Genomic DNA, 17,192 nt, shown 5'->3' on the forward strand with positions numbered 1-17,192 from the left:
GACGTTCGCATGGCGGAGGACGCGAAGGGGCAGCCGGGCACCGGCCAGACCCGGCGGCGCGGAGCCGTCCTGGAGGAGGCGATCCTGCGCGCCGCCGCGGAGGAGCTCACCGCGTCCGGGTACGCCGGGCTGACCATGGACAAGGTCGCCGCCCGCGCCGGCACCAACAAGAACGCCCTCTACCGCCGCTGGCCCAACCGCCTCGCCCTCGGCATCGCCGCGTACCGCCAGCTCGCCACGACGGTCCAGCCGCCCGACACGGGCACACTGCGCGGCGACACCCTGGAGCTGCTGCGCCTGGCGAACCGCAACTGGAGCTCCCCGTTCGGCGCGATCCTGCGCGAACTGCTCTCCGCCGCCGGCGGCGCGGCGGAGCTCCTCGGGCAGTTGCAGGACCAGTCGGGCGACGCCGGGACCGCGCCCTGGCTGACCGTCCTGGGCCGCGCGGTCGCCCGCGGCGAGGCGGCCCCGGAGGCCCTCCACCCCCGGGTCGCCACGGTGGCCATGATCCTGCTGCGCAACGAGTTCGTGACGCGCGGGGTCCCGACCGCGCCCGACGACGTCCTCGTGGAGATCGTCGACGAGGTGTACCTGCCACTGGTGCGGCACCGCGGCCCGGCGCCGCACCAGCCGGCCGCCCCCTCAGCCCGCCCCGAATCCCGCCCCGAAGCCCGTCCCGAGCCCTAGTCGGCCGCGCCGACGTCGGTGTCGGTGTCGGTGTCGGTGTCGACGGGAAGCGCGGTCGGAGCCGCGGACGAAGGATCCGCCGGAGGCCCGGGCGGCCAGGGGACATCGGTGAGCAGCGGCACGATCGTCTCCTCCTCGTAGTCGAAGTGAGCGTTCAACTCGGCCGACATGGCGTGGAGTTCACTGCGGAACCCTTCCGGGTCGGCGATGCCGATGCCCGCCAGCAGCACCGCGAGGTCGTTCTGGATGCGGGCGACGGTGCGGTGTTCGTCGCGAAGCCGGTCGAGCGTCTCGCCCAGATCCGGGTGGTACCGCGCGATCCCGGGGAACAGATGATCGTCCTCACTGGTGTGGTGGAACTCCAGCGCCTGGCAGAACGCCAGACAGCGCTGCCTGATCTGCAGCCCGAGCCCCGGGGCAGGCGGCTCGCCGGGTCCCCGGTGGGCGGCGCGGGCGGCGAAGTGCGCGTCGGTCTCCGCCTTCACCTGCCGCAACTCGCCGCGCAGCCAGGTGTGGACCTCCATCACCTTGTCGGCGAGGGTCCTGATCTCGCGGGGCCGCCCCTCCCACACCTCGGGATCGGCGCGTTCCAGCACGACGGCCGGCGGGATGCGGGCGGGCGACGCGGCGAGCAGTTCCTCGTCGTGCGGACCCCGGACGGGGACGGCGAGCGCCTGGTAGTCCTGCGTGCCGATCTCCACTCCCACCACCGGGTGCGCGAGGAGATCGCGGTACCAGCCGGGGTGGTCCGGCGTGCCGGTGCCGGCCCCGAGGACGGTGAGCGCACCGTCGCGGCGTACGTAGTCGAGCACGGTGGTCCGCGAGGTCCCCGACACCGCGGCGGTGGTCGTCAGCAGGAGCAGGTCCCGGCCGGCGAAGGGGCCACCGACCTTCCCCCGGTTGGCGCGGAACTCCTCGATGAGGGATCGATCGCCGATGCCACCTGTGGCGGCTGCTTCGGCTGCGCCGGCTGCTTGTTCAGAAGATGTGGGCATACGGATGTCTGTCTCCGGAAGATGATGACTGCGCGCGCGGCCGCCGCGGCGACTGCGAGGCGGCCGCGCGCGCATACGGACGGACGCACGAGGACGTGCGAAGACGTGCGAAGACGTGCGAAAACTGCGCTACGTCGAAGGCTCAGATGCAGAGCGCGGAGTATGGACTCACGACGGGCTCCTGCGTACGGGGTGCTCGCCCGACCGCCGGCCGGCCCACTGCTCTTTGGCCGGCGTCACGCGACACCGCGTCCATTACAGACAGGCACCGGGCGAGCTGTCAACGCGGCCAGGGCGTCGGCCGCTCCCCCGCTCGCGTCCGTCCGCGTACCTCCGCGGCGCACATCCGTCCAGCACATCCGCCCGGCACACCCGCCCCGAGCAAGCGCTGTCAGAGGCGCGTGAGAAGCTTCCGTCAACAGCGGTACACGACATGTGCCGTTGAGCAGGTCGAGTACATCCCAGGGGGGATTTCTCCATGATCAATATCCGACGTCGCCGTGCGCTCAGGGGCGCGCTCGCCGCCACCGCCGTCACGGCCGCGATGGTTGTCACGGCAGGTACGGCGTCCGCCTCGGGCGACCCGGCCGGTGCCGACCGGGCGCGTGCCGCGGCCGAGACGGCGCACGGCGCCCCGCAGGCCCCGAAGCAGGGACTGCGTGCCGCAGCCGAATTGGTGGAGACGCCCACCTTCCCGATGACGGCCGTCCACAAGAAGACCGCCAATCTGTACCTGTACTTCGCGGACCGCAAGGGCGGGTTCGAGCCCCAGTACGACGTGGGTGTCACCTACGAGTTCGCCGCCGCCGCCATCGATGTCGACAACGACAAGGACGGCTACAGCGAGGCCACCTGGAACCTCCGCAAGGACGGAACGCTCCACTACACCTGGAGCGACGACCTCGACGTGTACACCAAGCAGGTCGGCAAGGGCTGGAACATCTACACCACGGTCCTCTCCCCGGGGAACCTCGGCGGGGCCAAGGAGGCCGACCTGATCGGCCTGGACAAGGCCGGCGTGCTCTGGGGCTACCTCGGTTACCCCGACGGCACGGTCACCTCGCGCACCCGGATCGGCGGGGGCTGGGGCCAGTACACGCAGCTCGCCGGCCAGGCCGACCTGACCGGTGACGGCAAGGCCGACATCGTCGCCCGCGACACGTCCGGCGTCCTGTGGCTCTACAAGGGCACCGGCAACTACAAGGCGCCGTTCGCGGCCCGTACGAAGGTCGGCGGCGGCTGGAACACGTACGACCGCCTCCTGTCGGTCGGCGACCTCGACTCCGACGGCAAGACGGACCTGATCGCCCGCAAGACGAACGGCGATCTGTTCCGCTACTCGGGCACGGGCAACGCCGCGGCCGTGTTCGGCAGCCCGGTCAACATCGGCCACGGCTTCCAGGCGTACAACCTGCTGTAACCGGAGCACCCGCGGACAGCGCCGCGACGCACAGGACGGGCCGCTTCCCGGCAGGGGCGGCCCGTTTCACCGTCTGCCGCGCGGAAGGGGAGCACCGTGCACCGTGCACCGTCCGTCCGTCCGCCCGTGTATCGCGAGCGTATGGAAAAGCGCATACGGCACCGCAACGGACCGCCGTCTGCAATGGGGCCATGGACCCGCACGCTGCCCTGTCGACCTCGCCCCGCCGCGCGCGCGGCATCATGCTCCTGGGCCTGGCGGTCCTCGGCCTGGCGGGTGGTCTGTTCGTCATCCGGAGGCCGCTCATGATGTCCGCGCCGAGGTGCGTGGCCGGGCGGTGGCACGGCTGCCTCGACACGTTCAACGGTGTGGTGCTGATGAGCTTGGCCGCACTGCCGTTGGCGGCGCTCGTGGTGTGGGCGCTGGCCCGCCGCCGGCGTGCCGCCGATGTCCCCTTCGCATGGCGGCTGTCGGTGGCCGAGGTGGGCATGGTCCACGGGACGGCACCGTTTCTGTGGATGACGATGATGCCGGGCTCCGGGGCCGGCGTCGTGCCCGGCCGGGTGAGCCTGGTACCGCTGCGGGACCTGGTCACGATGGGGCCGCTCGGGACCGTCGGCAACCTGCTGGTCTTCGCGTCGCTGGGGTTCTTCGCCCCGATACGGTTCGCGGCGACGGCGTCCGTGCCGCGCGTCCTGGCGCTCGGGGCGGGCTGCTCGGTCCTGGTCGAGACCGCCCAGTACGTCCTGCGGCTGGACCGGGTGTCGTCCGTGGACGACGTCCTGGTCAACGCGGCGGGCGCCGTGGTGGCCGGACTGGCCTCGCGCCGCTGGTGGCGGACGACGGCGGAGGTGCCGCCGGAGCTGCCGGGCGACGAGTCTCCGGGTACGCGCCGGGTGCGTGCGCCGGCGACGGGGCCGGAGCGGTGGCCAGGACGAGGGCCGGGGCCGGGGCGGGCTGCTTAGGCTTCGGACATGCGCGTACTGATCGTGGAGGACGAGCCCCATCTGGCCGAGGCCGTCCGTGACGGGCTGCGGCTGGAGGCGATCGCCGCCGACATCGCGGGCGACGGCGACTCCGCGCTGGCACTGCTCGGGGTCAACTCCTACGACCTCGCGGTCCTCGACCGCGACATCCCCGGCCCCTCCGGTGACGAGGTCGCCCGGCGCATCGTCGCCTCCGGCAGTGGCATCCCCATCCTCATGCTGACCGCCGCCGACCGGATCGACGACAAGGCCTCCGGGTTCGGGCTCGGCGCCGACGACTACCTCACCAAACCGTTCGAGCTGCGGGAGCTGGTCCTGCGCCTCAGGGCGCTCCACCGCAGGCGCCCGCACTCCAGGCCCCCGGTCCACGAGATCGCCGGCCTGCGGCTCGACCCCTTCCGCCGGGAGGTCTTCCGCGACGGACGCTACGTCGCGCTCACCCGGAAGCAGTTCGCCGTGCTCGAAGTCCTCGTGGCCGCCGAGGGCGGGGTCGTCAGCGCCGAGGAGCTGCTGCAACGGGCCTGGGACGAGAACGCCGACCCCTTCACCAACGCCGTACGCATCACCGTCTCCGCACTCCGCAAACGGCTCGGCGAACCATGGATCATCGCCACGGTGCCCGGCGTCGGCTACCGGATCGGCAGCGGCTCGGCCCCCGCTCCCCCTCCCGCTCCCGACCGCAGCGGCCCCACCGGTCCCGGCGGCCCCACCGGTCCCGACCGTACGGATGCCGATGCCTAGAGTCCGCCCGGGGCTCAGCGCCCGGCTGAAACTCGCCCTCAGCTACGCGGGATTCCTCGCCGTCGCGGGTGCGCTCCTGCTGGCCGTGGTGTGGGTGTTCCTGCTGCGCTACGTACCCGACAACCCGAAGGGCCTGCTCGGGATCTCGCCCAACCGCTACCTCCTCGTGCGCACCTTCGCCCCCGCGGCGGCCGTGGCGATGGCCTTTCTGCTCGTGTTCGGGCTCGTCGGCGGCTGGATCCTGGCCGGCCGGATGCTCGCGCCGCTCACGCGGATCACCGCGGCGGCCCGGCTGGCCGGGAACGGTTCCCTGTCCCACCGGATCGGCATGACGGACCGCCGGGACGAGTTCCGCGAACTGGCCGACGCGTTCGACACCATGCTGGAGCGGCTGGAGGCGCACGTCGCCGAGCAGCAGCGGTTCGCCGCGAACGCCTCCCACGAACTGCGCACCCCGCTGGCCATCTCACAGGCGCTCCTCGACGTCGCCCGCCGGGACCCCGCGCGGGACCGGGACGAACTCGTCGAGCGCCTCCACACGGCCAACTCCCGGGCGATCAACCTCACCGAGGCGCTCCTGCTGCTGAGCCGGGGCGACCGCGGAACGTTCACCCGCGAGAGCGTCGACCTCTCGCTCGTGGCGGAGGAGGCCGCCGAAACGCTGCTCCCCCTGGCCGAACACCGCCGCATCACGCTGGACGTCACCGGCACGGCTGCCCTGACCAGTGGCTCGGCGGAACTCCTGCTGCGGATGGTGCTGAACCTCGTCCAGAACGCCGTCGTCCACAACCTGCCCACGGACGGCGCGGTGACGGTCCACACCGAGGAACACGACGGCACGAGCCTGCTGCGGGTCGAGAACACGGGCCGCGCGCTCCCGCCCGAACTGGTTCCGACACTGACCGAACCGTTCAGGCGCGGCACGGAACGCGTACGCACCGACGACCACGCCGGAGTCGGCCTCGGCCTCGGCCTGGCGATCGTGCACAGCATCGTCCGCGCCCACGACGGAACCCTCGCCCTGCTCCCCCGCCCGACCGGCGGCCTCGTGGTCACGGTGCGGCTTCCCGGGGCTCCGGGGACGGGCGCGGTCCGGATCCCTGGCACGCCGTAGACGACCGTGTGCCGCGGTTGGCCCTGGGGAGGGGCGTCGGCCTTGCCACGGTCAGATTTCAGTTGCCGCGTCGGAGGGCGTCGTGGACGGCTGTTCGCATGGGGTGACCGGGGGAGGCTTCGGCCAGCCAGCTCTCCGTGAGGCCCCTCACCTTCGCCCTCCGTTCGTCATCCAGGCGAGGGACAGCGAGCAGGGTGATCAGTACGCCGGCCGTCCCCGGTTCCGCACCGTGCGCCTGCGACCACTTCATCAGGTCCGGAACGGCCCGCAACCGGACGTCGATGCCGAACTGGGGTTGCGAGGCAAGGGTTTCGAGTATGCGGAAGGCCCGCTCGTGATCCGGAAAGACGGTCAGCCAGTCATGCGCACGTTCCACCCCGCGCTCCCGCTGAGCGTCCAGGAGATCGTCACGCCTCAAGAGGTAGTAGAGAACTTGGCCCCATTCCGGAACGGGCTCCGTCGCAAGTATTCGCTCGAAGGCGAGGGACACAACCCGATCCGCATGGCCGGCGGCAAGATCGTTCCGCCGCAGCAGGCTGACCGTGAGGGGAATTCTCTCGTCCGATGCCCCGTCGGCGTCGAGCACACCGAGGACATGAGCGGCCAGGCGGTCGAAGTGGTTTCGATCCGTGCCAACCAACTTGATGAGGAAGAGGACCGTGGCATGCAGTCCGGGTTCCGGGCGGGGTCCGCGTTCCAGCAGGCCCATGACGCGATCGGCGATCCGGTCGGCCTCGGAGTTCCTGCCATGCCGGAGGAGCTGGCTCCGGACCGTGGCCGCCCGCTCGGCGTTCTCCTCGTGCTCGTCGTCCTCGTGTGCCCACCACCAGGTGACCGCCCGGTCGATCACGATGTCGGGCAAGGGGCCGGGCCCTTTGAGAAGCGCAGAGATCACATAGCGCGTGCCGTTGTCGTCAGGGTTCGCCTCCAGCCACAGCACCGCTGCCGCCTCAGTCCGCTCACGTACGTCACGAAGTGCGGCGGGCGCCGCGTCCAGGGACGGCAGACGCCCGCTGTTGAGCTGCCTGACGAGAGGAGCCACCACAAAGGACGCGAGCGGCAAGGTGCCGTGCAGCGTCAGCCAGTCCAGTGCCAGGCCTCCGGCCGTGACCGCCTGGCTCTCATCGAGTTGGGTGCGCTCGAACAGATGCCGGTATATGAAGCTGGCCGGTTCCTGGGTGCCGTTGGTCCCGTGCGCGAGCCACTCCAGCGCATACGCGGCCCTCCTCAGGTTCACCGCCGTGCCGACCCCGCGGCAGCCCAGCACATCCGACAGGATGCTCCGCGCTTCCCACGCGCAGCCCTGCGTATCGAGCCAGTGCAGTCCCAGTTCGGCGACCTCGTCGGCCGGCGGGCCCACGGTGTCCTTGTGGCTGAGCAGCGCGCCGAGGACATAGCCCCCGCCGTCGACCCCGTGTTCCCTGAGCCAGGCCCGTGCGTAGTCGGCAGCGGCCGCCGTCCTGTCGGGCCCAGGACCGGAGTCAGGACCTGGACCGAGGCCGAAGTCGGACTCCAGGTCGAAATCGGGCTGCGAAAGGAGGGCGGAAAGCACGAAGCCGGCCCCCTTCGTCGATGCCCGCTGCGCCAGCCAGGGATAGCTGTAGTCGATGGCCCTCGCCCGCTGCTCCCGTGTCAGATCGTTACGGCGCAGCAGTGGGCCCAGGACGAAGGGGGCGCGCTCCGTGGGCGCATGCCGGCCGAGCCAGGCGAAGGCGTCGTTGATCACGTGCGTGGCCTCCGGCCCCCGAGGGCCTCGGGGGCCGAGGAGCGGTTCGAGGACGAAGGAGGCCATCACCCGCTCCGGGCGGTTCTCCAGCCAGGCGTAGGCCCGGTCCGAAACCTCGGTCTGCTGGTCCGGTTCGAGGTCGTCCCGCCGAAGCAGTGGATCCAGGACCAGAGGCTGCAGGGAGACCGTCCGGTCGGAAGGCTGCCGCAGCCACCGCAAGGCCTTGTTGGCCGCCTTCCTCACCTGACCGGCATCCAGGCCGGTGTGGAGCAGGAGCGCACGCAGCACCGTGTGGCACTCCGGGTTCCGCTTGTTCCCGTCGAGCCAGCCGAACGCCGCCGTGATCACCCCGTCCTCGCCCGGCCCGCTGCCGGCCGTCCTGAGCAGGTCGGTCAGAAGGGCCCTGCTCCTGAACGCCGGATCCGTCGCAGGGCGCGCGTCGAGCCAGGCCAACGCCTTCTCGACAGCCCTGTCCCGATGATCCGGCGCCAGCCCCTCGGCCTGGATCAACGCCCGCAGCAGGCCATCGGCCGCATCTTGGTTACTCGGCCGGGAGACCCATTCCAGAGCCGTTTCGACGATCTGCCGCGCCGGCTCCCCCCATGCCCCGCGGAGCACGTTCGACAGCATGACGGCGACAGCCGCGCGCTGCGGTCCGGATGTGGCCTCGGCGAGCCACGGACCGACGAGCACGTCCCAGCACTCAAGTGTGGCGCTCTGCCACGGCTCGGCGGAGAGCATCGCCGACAGGGTCAGGCGATGTTGTCGCGGGTCCGCGGAGATCCGGTGGTGGACGAGCGACGCGTTGGACGTGAGCCAGCCCCCAACGGCGCGCCTCACCTCGTCGGCGTCCAAGCCTTCGAGGTCCGTGTTCCAGCGTCGGAGATGGTGGACTGCCCGGTCGAAGGTCCGGCCGCTCTCCAGGCACGCGGAGAGCATCGCCTCGGCGGCCTCCACATCCATCCCCTCGCCTCGGGGAAGCAGGGCGAGCCTGAGCAACTCGTCCGTCACGCTGTCATGAACGACGTCGATGCCGTCACCGGCGCTCACCAGCCACTCGAAGGAGACCAGACGGCTCACCAGCTTCTTGGGCCCGTCGGTGATGTCGCGCCTCGTTTCGAGGAATGCGCCTACGGCGTCCTCGACCGCCGACCGGTCCTGCGCACAGGAGAGTGCGGCCACCGTGGAGGCGAGCAGTCTCGCGCCGCTGTTCCCGGAGGCGGCCTTCAGGCCTCCGTCCCCCCTCGGTTCCCCGAAGTCCTCGTCCAGACGCGCCCTCAGCCATTGCATGAGCTCCGTGCCGCGACCACTGATCCCGGCCAGGTCCGGAATCCGCCCGTCACGTCGGAACTGCTGCTCGATCTCCCGTGCCACCAGAAGGGCGAAGACGGGCCGCGGCCCGCAAGCCTTGATCAGCCGGGCCCGCTCCGCCCGCTTTTCCCAGAGGAGAGGAGCCACGGTCTCGATGATGCTGCGCACCACGCTTTCACTGTGCTTCTCGCTCATCCGCAGGCGCACCTCGCTGAGCCCGAGCGAGCTTTCCCTGCTCAGGGTCTTCAACATTCCGCGCCGCACGGTCGCGAGGCAGGCGATCTTCCCGCTCGGGTCCTCCGCCCGCAGAAGCCTGTCCAACTCGACCCGCTGGTCCGACTGGAGGCCGTCCAGGTAGTCGAAGACGAGAAGCACGCGATCTGCGGTCTGCGCCATGGCAGTGGAGAACACCACCGCCGCCTCGGCGTCCTTGCCGATGTGCAGGACCTGCCAGCCCGGGTGCTTCACGGCCAGGCGCGCCACTTCGAAGCAGGTACGCGTCTTGCCCGCACCGGCCGCGCCGACCAGCAGCACTCCGCGGCCGGGAGCCTCCTGCCCCGCCACGGGCCGCTCCTGACGCGACAGATCCGCGAACAGCTGCACAGGATCGGCGGCGTCCCCCGGGCTGATGAAGGGCAGGATCCTCCCGTCCATGTAGTGACGCCTGCCCCGGAACTGCGCCAACTCCTCCTGGTGCGTGCGGATATACGGAGCAGTGCGGGGGCGGTGCGCTGTGTTCCGGCCCCAGGCCAGATGTCCGGCGGCACCGCTGTCCAGGGGCTTCGGCGGCGTCGGAAGGCCCTTCCGCCCGAGTCGGTCGATGACTTCGTTTGCCACGGACGTCAGATCCAGAAGTTCCGGACCGCCGTCGATTCCGTTCTCGAGGACATGCAGGAACTCCTGCGTGAAGGCGGTGTACGTCTCCCCTTGGGGAGCGCGGGCATTTCCGACTGCCGGCGCAGATGCCAGTACATGGTGCCCTACGGCACCAGTGCCGTCCACGAGCGGACTGGCCGGGAACGCGCCCAACGCATGCCCGCTGTGACAGCAGTCCAGAACCACGACACAGTGACTGATTGCACTCGCCGAGAGCTGTGCCGCCAGCTTGGTGTAGTCGAGGCAGCCAACCAATCCGAACCTCGACGCCTTCCGCCCGGCCAGATAGAGATTCCCCTCTCCGCCGGGCCACAGGCCGTGCCCCGCGTAGTACACGAGCAGCGTGTGGGGCTCGGCCTCTATGGCCCGATGCAGCGCGCGGGACATCGCGTCGCCGTCCTCCGGATTCGCGACGACCGTGCAGTGCCGGTCGGGCAGATTCCACGAGGACTCCCCCGTCAGGACCCTTTTCAGCGCCCGGAGATTTCTCCCGACGCCAGGCAGGTCCTCGAGCTTCTTCTCCACACCCACGCCCTCGGGACCATCGAAGGTACTGGTACCGATCAGGACGGCTCGGGTGGACTGGGGGCCCGGCAGCTGGATCACCGGGCCTGGCTCTCATCCTCCGGACCCGTCTCCGGGGTTTCCGCCAACGCATCGAGGATCCGTCGCCTGGTCGCGTCATCGATGTCAGTGAACGTGATCGTGGCGTTCCCCGTCCGTACGGAGATCTGCGGGCGCCTCCGGTGCGTCTCCAGCCAGCTGCCGAAGGACAACAGAAGCGGGGCCGCATCCCATCCGTGGTCCACCACGACCTGGATGAGATCCATCCCGGCCCCCATGTCGCCGGGGCGCGGATCACTCGCCGCCAGTCCGACGTGTGCACCCTTACGTACATCGAGGTCGCTCTGCAGCCAGTTGTGGAGCGAGAGGATCTCGTCTCCCCGGACACCGTCCACGCGCACGTCTAACTTCACGGAGCACCCCTCGGTCCCGGTTCAGGTTCAGGTTCAGGTTCAGGTTCAGGTTCAGGTTCAGGTTCAGACGAATCGTTGCCTACTCCCTTTATATTAAGGGCAGTTAACCCATATGGCAGGGGTCAGCGGGTTCACTACCCGCCGGGCCGGATCGCCGCGAACTTTGCCGCCATGACGGGCCCCAGCTCGCGGACGATGCCGTGCCCGGGCTTCCCGGGGAACGGCAGGTACGCCAGGAACGACGTCACCACGACCTCGTCGATCTCGGGAACGCCCCGGGAGCTGCGCTCCTCCAGGAACCGCAGAACGCTCCGCCAGTCCAGCGCGTCCCCGCCCTCGTCCCCGTCCCCGTCCAGGCCGAGGTACGACCGCACCGTCTCCTGGGTGACGTCCCAGAAGAAGACGTGCGGCAGCACCGCGTCCTCGTTGAACACGTGTGTGGCGTAGAGGTCCTCGAAGGCGGGGATCTCGGCAACGAGGTCCCTCACCAGCCGTATGTCGGGGGTCATCGGGTACTCAGCGCTCCTCGTGATCATCAGGAGAGATCGACTCCTTCCGACACCGCCTCACGCAGGGCATCGGGAAGTGTGGCGTCCGAGGCGATCCCATCCAGGGACCCTAGAACGGGTGGCGTGCCGGCCGTCGCCCGGCCAGTCACGAGCCGTTCGGTTCAGCGGTGGGGGCCAACGCCTTCCAGAAGGCGTGGTGGTGGTCGGCCGCGAAGTCGGTGCGCCCGGTGCGGTCGGACGCGATCCGCTGCACGTAGGAACCGCGGGGCGTGAACCGCTTCCACGTGGGCGTGCCGGGTCCGTTCACCTGACCGGTGGCGGCGAACCGGCTCCAGTAGGCGATCGCCGTGTCCGACAGCCGGGCCTGCGCGGCGTCGAGCGGCTCGAAGAGGTCGTTCTCGAACAGGTAGGCCAGGTCGACCATGTGGCCGGTCCCGAGTGAGAAGCTCGCCGGCCTCGGTACGCCTCTGAAGTACGGGGACGTCGCCTCGGCGAAGTCGTAGGCGTAGACAGGGGTGTAGCGGGCGAGCGCGCGCTGGGTGTCGAGCGCCGCGGTCGACCACTCCGAGTCGGTCAGCACGGCCGACAGTGCCGCCCCGGGTGCCGGGTAGTCGGCGGCCGGGTACGCGGCCAGGACAGCGGGAGCGTCCTTCCCGAACTGTTCGGTGACCTTCGCGGCATAACCGTCGGCGGTGAGCGGCTTCCCCGTCATGATCTCGTCGAGCCCGGCCAGTCCGCTCATCTCGTCGTGGGTGGAACCGTGCAGCACCGGCACCCGGGCGAACCGTCCGGCGGCGATCGCCTGCGCCGGGGCCTCGGGCAGCACCTTGCCGTCGACCACGGGGCGATAGCCGTCGTGTCCGGAGGCGGATGCCTTGATGAGGTCGGCGGTGGTCCTGCCCCGCAGGCAGGAGTCGACGGTGCGCACCTCGTCGCAGCCGGCCGCCTCGGCCACGGCGCGGCCGTTGGCCTCCGCCTGCGTGCGCGAGAACGAACCGTCCGGCCCGACGCAGCCCGCGCTCTGGACGATCGCCTTGTCGAAGAGCCCACGGGCTCCGGGTGACACGAGCTGGGCGCAGACGCTGTAGCCGCCGCCGGACTGACCCATGATCGTGACGTTGCCGGGGTCGCCACCGAAGGCACCGGCATTGCGGCTGACCCACCTCAGTGCTGCCTGTTGGTCGAGAAGCCCGAGGTTGGCCGGTGCACGCAGGCCGGGCGCGCTGAGGAAACCGAACGCCCCGAGCCGGTAGTTGATCGTCACGACCATCGCGCCCTGTTGCGCGGCGGACAGTTGGGCCGCGCGATACGTGGCGCCGTCGCCGTACGTGAAGCTGCCGCCGTGGATCCAGACGATGACCGGCAGCCGGCCCGTCGTCCGCGCGGCCGGAGTCGTCACGTTCAGGTAGAGGCAGTCCTCGCTGCCGCCGCCCGCGATCGCGATGGGCTGATCGGTCGGCTGTCCACAGGCGCTCCCCGGGGCGCGGGCGTCCAGCAGCGACGCCCAAGGGCGCACCGGCTGCGGCTCCTTCCATCTGCGTTCCCCGGTCGGCGGGGCCGCGTAGGGAATGCCCTGGAACGTACGCACCGCACCGGCGACCGCGCCCTGCACCGGCCCTTCGGCCGTCGCCACCCGGGTGGGAGCGACGCGGGCGGAGTCAACGTGGGCAGAGGCGACGTGGGGCTCACCTCCCCAGGCGACGTGGCTGCCGGGGCGGGCGTACGCGAGGCCGGTCGTGTTCAGCGCGGTGGCGAGCACCGCGGAGACGACGACCACGGCAAGGGCGCCGGCGCGCGACCTCCTGCCACGAACACGGGCACTGGCACGGGCACGGGCACGGGCACTGGCACTGGCGCTGACACGGGCACTCATCCGGACTCCTGGGATCGACGGAACCTTCGACGCTCGGAACGCTAGCCAGGATTTGGGCACTTGCGCAAGACGTTCGCCCAATACGATTGTCTAGAGCGTTTGCCTGGCACAACCGTTCAGATCGTTGCTAGGCTCCGCGCCATGGGAAACCGGGAGAAACTGCTGGAGGCCGCCAGACAGTGCCTCTTCGCGAAGGGCTACGAGCGCACGACGGTCCGCGACCTCGCCTCTGCGGCGGGGGTCAGCATGGCGGCGATCGGCTACCACTTCGGCTCGAAGGAAGCCCTGCTCAACCAGGCGCTCTTCGAGGCGCTCGACTCGGGAGGCGAGGCCTTCGGTCCGCCCACGGACGACGCCGACCTCGGCGCGCTGTGGGGCCGGCTGATCGAGGCGTTCTCGGCCAACAAGACCTTCTGGATGGCCAATCTGGAGACCGTCCTGCGCGCACAGCGCGATCCGGAACTGCGCGAGCAGATGACCGCCGGGCTGGGACAGGGACGCAGCGGCATGGCCCGCGAGGTCACCGGAACGGCCGAGGCCGATCTCCCGGAGGCGACGATCCGCACCCTGGGCTCGGTGCAGCTGGCCCTCGTCAGCGGCCTGATGATGCAACACCTCACGGACCCCGAGTCCGCACCCACGGCCGAAGAGGTGATCGAGGGCCTGCGGGCACTCACCGCCTATCTGCCCGAGAAGGCGTGAGGACTGGACGATCCCCCTAACGAGGCAGCGCCACCCAGGACTTGGTGCCCTGCTGTGACTGCGGCGCCTCGCACATCCCCCACTCGCCGCCCCAGTCGTCCACGACGGCCGCGAGGAGCCAGAGCGCCCGGCGGCGCCGGGTCTCGCAGAGGGTGGCCAGGTCGGCGTCGCCGTGGTGCGGATGCTGGTCCCACACCAGGAGACGGACCGCGTCGTCGCGGTGCCTCAGGGATACGTAGAGCTCCTGGCCGGGACTCATGCGGGCGGTGACCGAGACGAGTTCGGTCACCGCGTACGCCACCGGCCAGACGTACGGGCCGAGACCATGGGCCTCCAGTGCGGCGGCGGCCGCCGTACGGGCGATGCGTGCGCTGCGGAGGTCGCCGGGGAGGGTGAAGCTCAGCGAGAGCCCCGGCCCGGAGCGCCCCTTCGGACGCAGGTAGGGCTGCGGGCCCTGCCGGGGCGTGGCGTACCGCGGGTACGGATCGGGCGTGCGCGTCGCGTCGGTGACCGGGCAGAGCGCGGTGTGCGGAGTTGAGTTCATGGCTGACTCCCCTGTTACGGGTGGCGAGTTGGCGGTATCCCTCTTCCTCGTGGGCGCGCACGATTGACTCTCGCGATCCGGACGACGAGCAGTGGCCTGTCTCCCTGACGCGGGACCGCCCCTCCCAGGGAAGGAGGTTGCGGGCAGGACCGCGTGATGCACTTCTTGCTGTCGTTGCGTGAGCGGTGCGTTACCGAATGTAGCGCATGGAGGGTAAATTTACCCTCCCCTCCTGGTGGATGAACCCTTTCGTGGTCACTCAGTGCGCGCACGCGGCAGACTGCCAGTGATCGCCCGCGGAAAGGAACGGCATGGCAGCCAGGCCCTCCCCCACCGAACGTCAGAAGCGACTAGGTGCCGAGCTGCGAAGGATGCGCACGTCGGCTGCCGTATCGGCCGAAGCCGCCGCCGGCTTGCTCGGGGTGGACCGCGGAAAGATCTCGAACATCGAGTCCGGCACTCGCCCCATCACCGCAGAGCGCCTACGCACACTCGCCCTCAACTGCGGTTGCACGGACGAGAGATACATCAACGGTCTCGTCGAGATGGCGCAACCCAGTGCGCGCGGATGGTGGGAGCGGTACAGAGGCGCATTGCCTCAAGGCCTGCTCGACATCGCCGAACTGGAGGCCTCGGCGATCCGCATGCGTGCGGCGTACTCGATGCACATCCCAGGCCTCCTCCAGACCTCGGACCACGCCCTGGCGCTCTTCCGTGTCGTCGTTCCCCAACTACCCGAACGTGAGATTGCTCTGAGGCTCGCGCTCCGCGTCGAACGGCAAACGATCCTGGAGGGGGGCGCACCCCCGCCCTACACAGGCATCGTCCATGAGGCCGCACTTCGCATGCAGTTCGGTGGTCGAGCCGTGGCTCGCGCGCAGCTCGACCACGTGTTGGCCAAGTCCGAGCAGCCGAACGTGACGCTCCTGGTCATCCCGTTCGAGTCCGGCGCCTTCCCCGGTGCCGGACAGACCGTCCTGTACGCCGAGGGTGCTGCCCCCCAGCTCGACACCGTGCAGATCGACAACTCGCACGGTCCCCTCTTCGTCCACTCGGAGGCACAGTTGGCGAAGTACCGGTCCCACCTGGACTGGATGGAGGGAATCGCACTGCCTCCGGACAGGTCGCGGGACTTCATCCGTACGATCGCACGCCAACTGTGAGGAGATGACAGATGCCGGACGTCATATGGGAAGACTCATTCTGCGGTGAGGGCAATTCCTGCTACCGCCTCGGGACGGACGGAGAGGGCAACAGCTACATCGCCGTCGCCGGCGCCGAGGACCACTTCCTGACCGACAGCCGTGAGTCGCTCCAGCAGCTGATCCGTGACATCAAGGCCGGCAAGGCCGACCACCTGCTGTAGGCAGTCGCAGGCAACGGGGCGGGGCCCCCGGCAGAGCACACCGGGTCGCGGGCATCCGCGACCCGGTGTGTCACGACCCCCTCGGCCACGACCTGGTGGACCGCGACGCGGCCACCCACGACGTCTAAAGGCCTTTAAAGAACTCAGGGAAACAACCCAACCAGACCCCACCCCGCCCCTGCCCTGACCTGCGTCACTCGGACGGGTGACATGGGACAACTGGGCTGGATTTGAGGCGGGTTGGCTGGCATATGCTCGCCGCGACAACCACAGACACGAGACGGCCCCGGCCGGGACTGTAATCCCGGCCGAGGCCTGACCACGAGGAAGTAGTCCCTTCCTGATGGCTACCCCGCAGGTTATCGCGCCACCGTGCGCCCAGCCCGGCTCCCCCGGCACTCCCGGTGCCCGGCCCGACGTCACGCCGACATCCGGCGTCATCCACGTCAACGTCCGCCACACCTCCGGCTTCACGGTGATCGGCAACCACCTGGCCCAGCACCGCGGTCTCTCCCTCACCGCGATCGGGCTCGCCGCACACATCCAGTCGCTGCCCAACGGCGCGAAGATCGGCATCAAGGCTCTCTCCGCCCGCTTCCCGGAGGGCGAAGTCCGCATCGCCGCCGCCCTGCGCGAACTGGAAGCCACCGGCTACCTCCACCGCAGCCGCGAGCCTCTCCCCGACGGCCGCATCGTCACGCGCACGTACTCGTACAACCAGCCCGGCGCCAAGATCCCCACCATCCCCACGCCACAACCCCGCAGCAAGCCACGGGCCACGCCGGTCACGGCCCCACCCGTCACCCCGGCGCCCCCACGCGACGCACGCACCGCGCCCACCGCACCCGCCACCCCGCCCGAGCCGACGCGGCCACCCGCTCCCGTCTTCGTACCGGCTCCCACGGCCCCGAGGAAACAACCCCCGCCGCTCCCCCAGCCCCACGCCCCCAGCCAGGAACTCCACCAGGCCGCCGCAACCCTCCTCGCCGACCTCCGCCGCCACACACCCCAACTCGGCCTACCCGAGGGAGAGATCAAGGCGCTGGCCCCCGGCGTCGCCGCCTGGCTCGAACGCGACGCCCACCCCGACACCATCCGCCACGCCCTCACCTACGACCTCCCCACTCCGGTCAAACACCCCGCACGGCTGCTCCGGCATCGGATCACCACGCTCCTGCCGCCCCCGCTCCCCGGCATGAAGGACCTGACCCCATCCCGCCGCAAGGTGATCGTCATCCCGCTCCAGAACTGCGACACCTGCGACCGCGCCTTCCGCGCCCACGAACCCGGCCACTGCCGCGACTGCCGAACCACCACGCACGCAGACCTGCATGCAACGGCCTGACTCCCACCCTCACCCCGAAC

15 protein-coding genes are annotated in these 17,192 nt (G+C 70.2%); 9 read left to right on the forward strand and 6 right to left on the reverse strand.

Annotated elements, in window-relative coordinates:
* Positions 1–9 precede the first annotated feature (9 nt).
* Positions 10–687, forward strand: a complete 678-nt coding sequence (locus OG521_14355; protein WUW21905.1) for a TetR/AcrR family transcriptional regulator — start codon at positions 10–12, stop codon at positions 685–687.
* Here OG521_14355 and OG521_14360 read toward each other — a convergent pair.
* Positions 684–1,682: a nitroreductase/quinone reductase family protein gene (locus OG521_14360; GenBank protein ID WUW21906.1), complete on the reverse strand. Its 999-nt coding sequence runs from the start codon at positions 1,680–1,682 to the stop codon at positions 684–686. The two genes, OG521_14355 and OG521_14360, sit on opposite strands and share 4 nt — an antisense overlap.
* Before the next feature lie 478 nt (positions 1,683–2,160).
* On the opposite strand from OG521_14360, the gene OG521_14365 reads away from it, so the two are divergent.
* The 4 genes from OG521_14365 (at position 2,161) to OG521_14380 (ending at position 5,943) form a co-directional block, all read left to right on the forward strand.
* The gene (locus tag OG521_14365; GenBank protein WUW21907.1) at positions 2,161–3,102 is read left to right on the forward strand and encodes a VCBS repeat-containing protein; all 942 of its coding nucleotides are present in this window, start codon (positions 2,161–2,163) and stop codon (positions 3,100–3,102) included.
* A gap of 191 nt (positions 3,103–3,293) precedes the next feature.
* Positions 3,294–4,067 (forward strand): VanZ family protein, encoded by a 774-nt coding sequence (locus OG521_14370; protein ID WUW21908.1) that lies wholly within the window; start codon positions 3,294–3,296, stop codon positions 4,065–4,067.
* A 9-nt stretch (positions 4,068–4,076) separates the two neighbouring features.
* On the forward strand, positions 4,077–4,829 hold the full coding sequence (locus OG521_14375; protein ID WUW21909.1) for a response regulator transcription factor: 753 nt from the start codon (positions 4,077–4,079) through the stop codon (positions 4,827–4,829).
* The gene (locus tag OG521_14380; protein ID WUW21910.1) at positions 4,822–5,943 is read left to right on the forward strand and encodes a HAMP domain-containing histidine kinase; all 1,122 of its coding nucleotides are present in this window, start codon (positions 4,822–4,824) and stop codon (positions 5,941–5,943) included. The genes OG521_14375 and OG521_14380 overlap by 8 nt, the downstream gene beginning before the upstream one ends.
* Before the next feature lie 58 nt (positions 5,944–6,001).
* On the opposite strand, the gene OG521_14385 is transcribed toward OG521_14380, so the two are convergent.
* The 4 genes from OG521_14385 to OG521_14400 all read right to left on the reverse strand — a co-directional run bounded on the left by OG521_14385 (position 6,002) and on the right by OG521_14400 (position 13,215).
* Positions 6,002–10,462 (reverse strand): caspase family protein, encoded by a 4,461-nt coding sequence (locus tag OG521_14385; protein ID WUW21911.1) that lies wholly within the window; start codon positions 10,460–10,462, stop codon positions 6,002–6,004.
* On the reverse strand, positions 10,459–10,833 hold the full coding sequence (locus OG521_14390) for a hypothetical protein (GenBank protein ID WUW21912.1): 375 nt from the start codon (positions 10,831–10,833) through the stop codon (positions 10,459–10,461). Before OG521_14390 ends, OG521_14385 begins: the two co-directional genes overlap by 4 nt.
* A 134-nt stretch (positions 10,834–10,967) precedes the next feature.
* Positions 10,968–11,342, reverse strand: a complete 375-nt coding sequence (locus tag OG521_14395) for a hypothetical protein (protein ID WUW21913.1) — start codon at positions 11,340–11,342, stop codon at positions 10,968–10,970.
* Between the two features lie 145 nt (positions 11,343–11,487).
* On the reverse strand, positions 11,488–13,215 hold the full coding sequence (locus OG521_14400) for a carboxylesterase family protein (GenBank protein WUW21914.1): 1,728 nt from the start codon (positions 13,213–13,215) through the stop codon (positions 11,488–11,490).
* A gap of 141 nt (positions 13,216–13,356) precedes the next feature.
* On the opposite strand from OG521_14400, the gene OG521_14405 reads away from it, so the two are divergent.
* Positions 13,357–13,917 carry a TetR/AcrR family transcriptional regulator gene (locus OG521_14405; GenBank protein WUW21915.1) on the forward strand — a complete coding sequence of 187 codons (561 nt, stop codon included), beginning with the start codon at positions 13,357–13,359 and terminating at the stop codon, positions 13,915–13,917.
* Between the two features lie 16 nt (positions 13,918–13,933).
* Here OG521_14405 and OG521_14410 read toward each other — a convergent pair whose 3' ends face one another.
* Positions 13,934–14,461: an ATP-binding protein gene (locus OG521_14410; GenBank protein WUW21916.1), complete on the reverse strand. Its 528-nt coding sequence runs from the start codon at positions 14,459–14,461 to the stop codon at positions 13,934–13,936.
* A 311-nt stretch (positions 14,462–14,772) separates the two neighbouring features.
* Between OG521_14410 and OG521_14415 the strand changes: the two genes are divergently transcribed.
* The 3 genes from OG521_14415 to OG521_14425 all read left to right on the forward strand — a co-directional run bounded on the left by OG521_14415 (position 14,773) and on the right by OG521_14425 (position 17,172).
* Positions 14,773–15,624, forward strand: a complete 852-nt coding sequence (locus OG521_14415; protein ID WUW21917.1) for a helix-turn-helix transcriptional regulator — start codon at positions 14,773–14,775, stop codon at positions 15,622–15,624.
* Between the two features lie 11 nt (positions 15,625–15,635).
* Positions 15,636–15,827: a hypothetical protein gene (locus tag OG521_14420; GenBank protein WUW21918.1), complete on the forward strand. Its 192-nt coding sequence runs from the start codon at positions 15,636–15,638 to the stop codon at positions 15,825–15,827.
* A 343-nt stretch (positions 15,828–16,170) separates the two neighbouring features.
* Positions 16,171–17,172 carry a helix-turn-helix domain-containing protein gene (locus tag OG521_14425; GenBank protein WUW21919.1) on the forward strand — a complete coding sequence of 334 codons (1,002 nt, stop codon included), beginning with the start codon at positions 16,171–16,173 and terminating at the stop codon, positions 17,170–17,172.
* Positions 17,173–17,192 lie beyond the last annotated feature (20 nt).

The sequence above is a fragment of the Streptomyces sp. NBC_01463 genome (assembly GCA_036227345.1).
Lineage (GTDB): Bacteria > Actinomycetota > Actinomycetes > Streptomycetales > Streptomycetaceae > Streptomyces.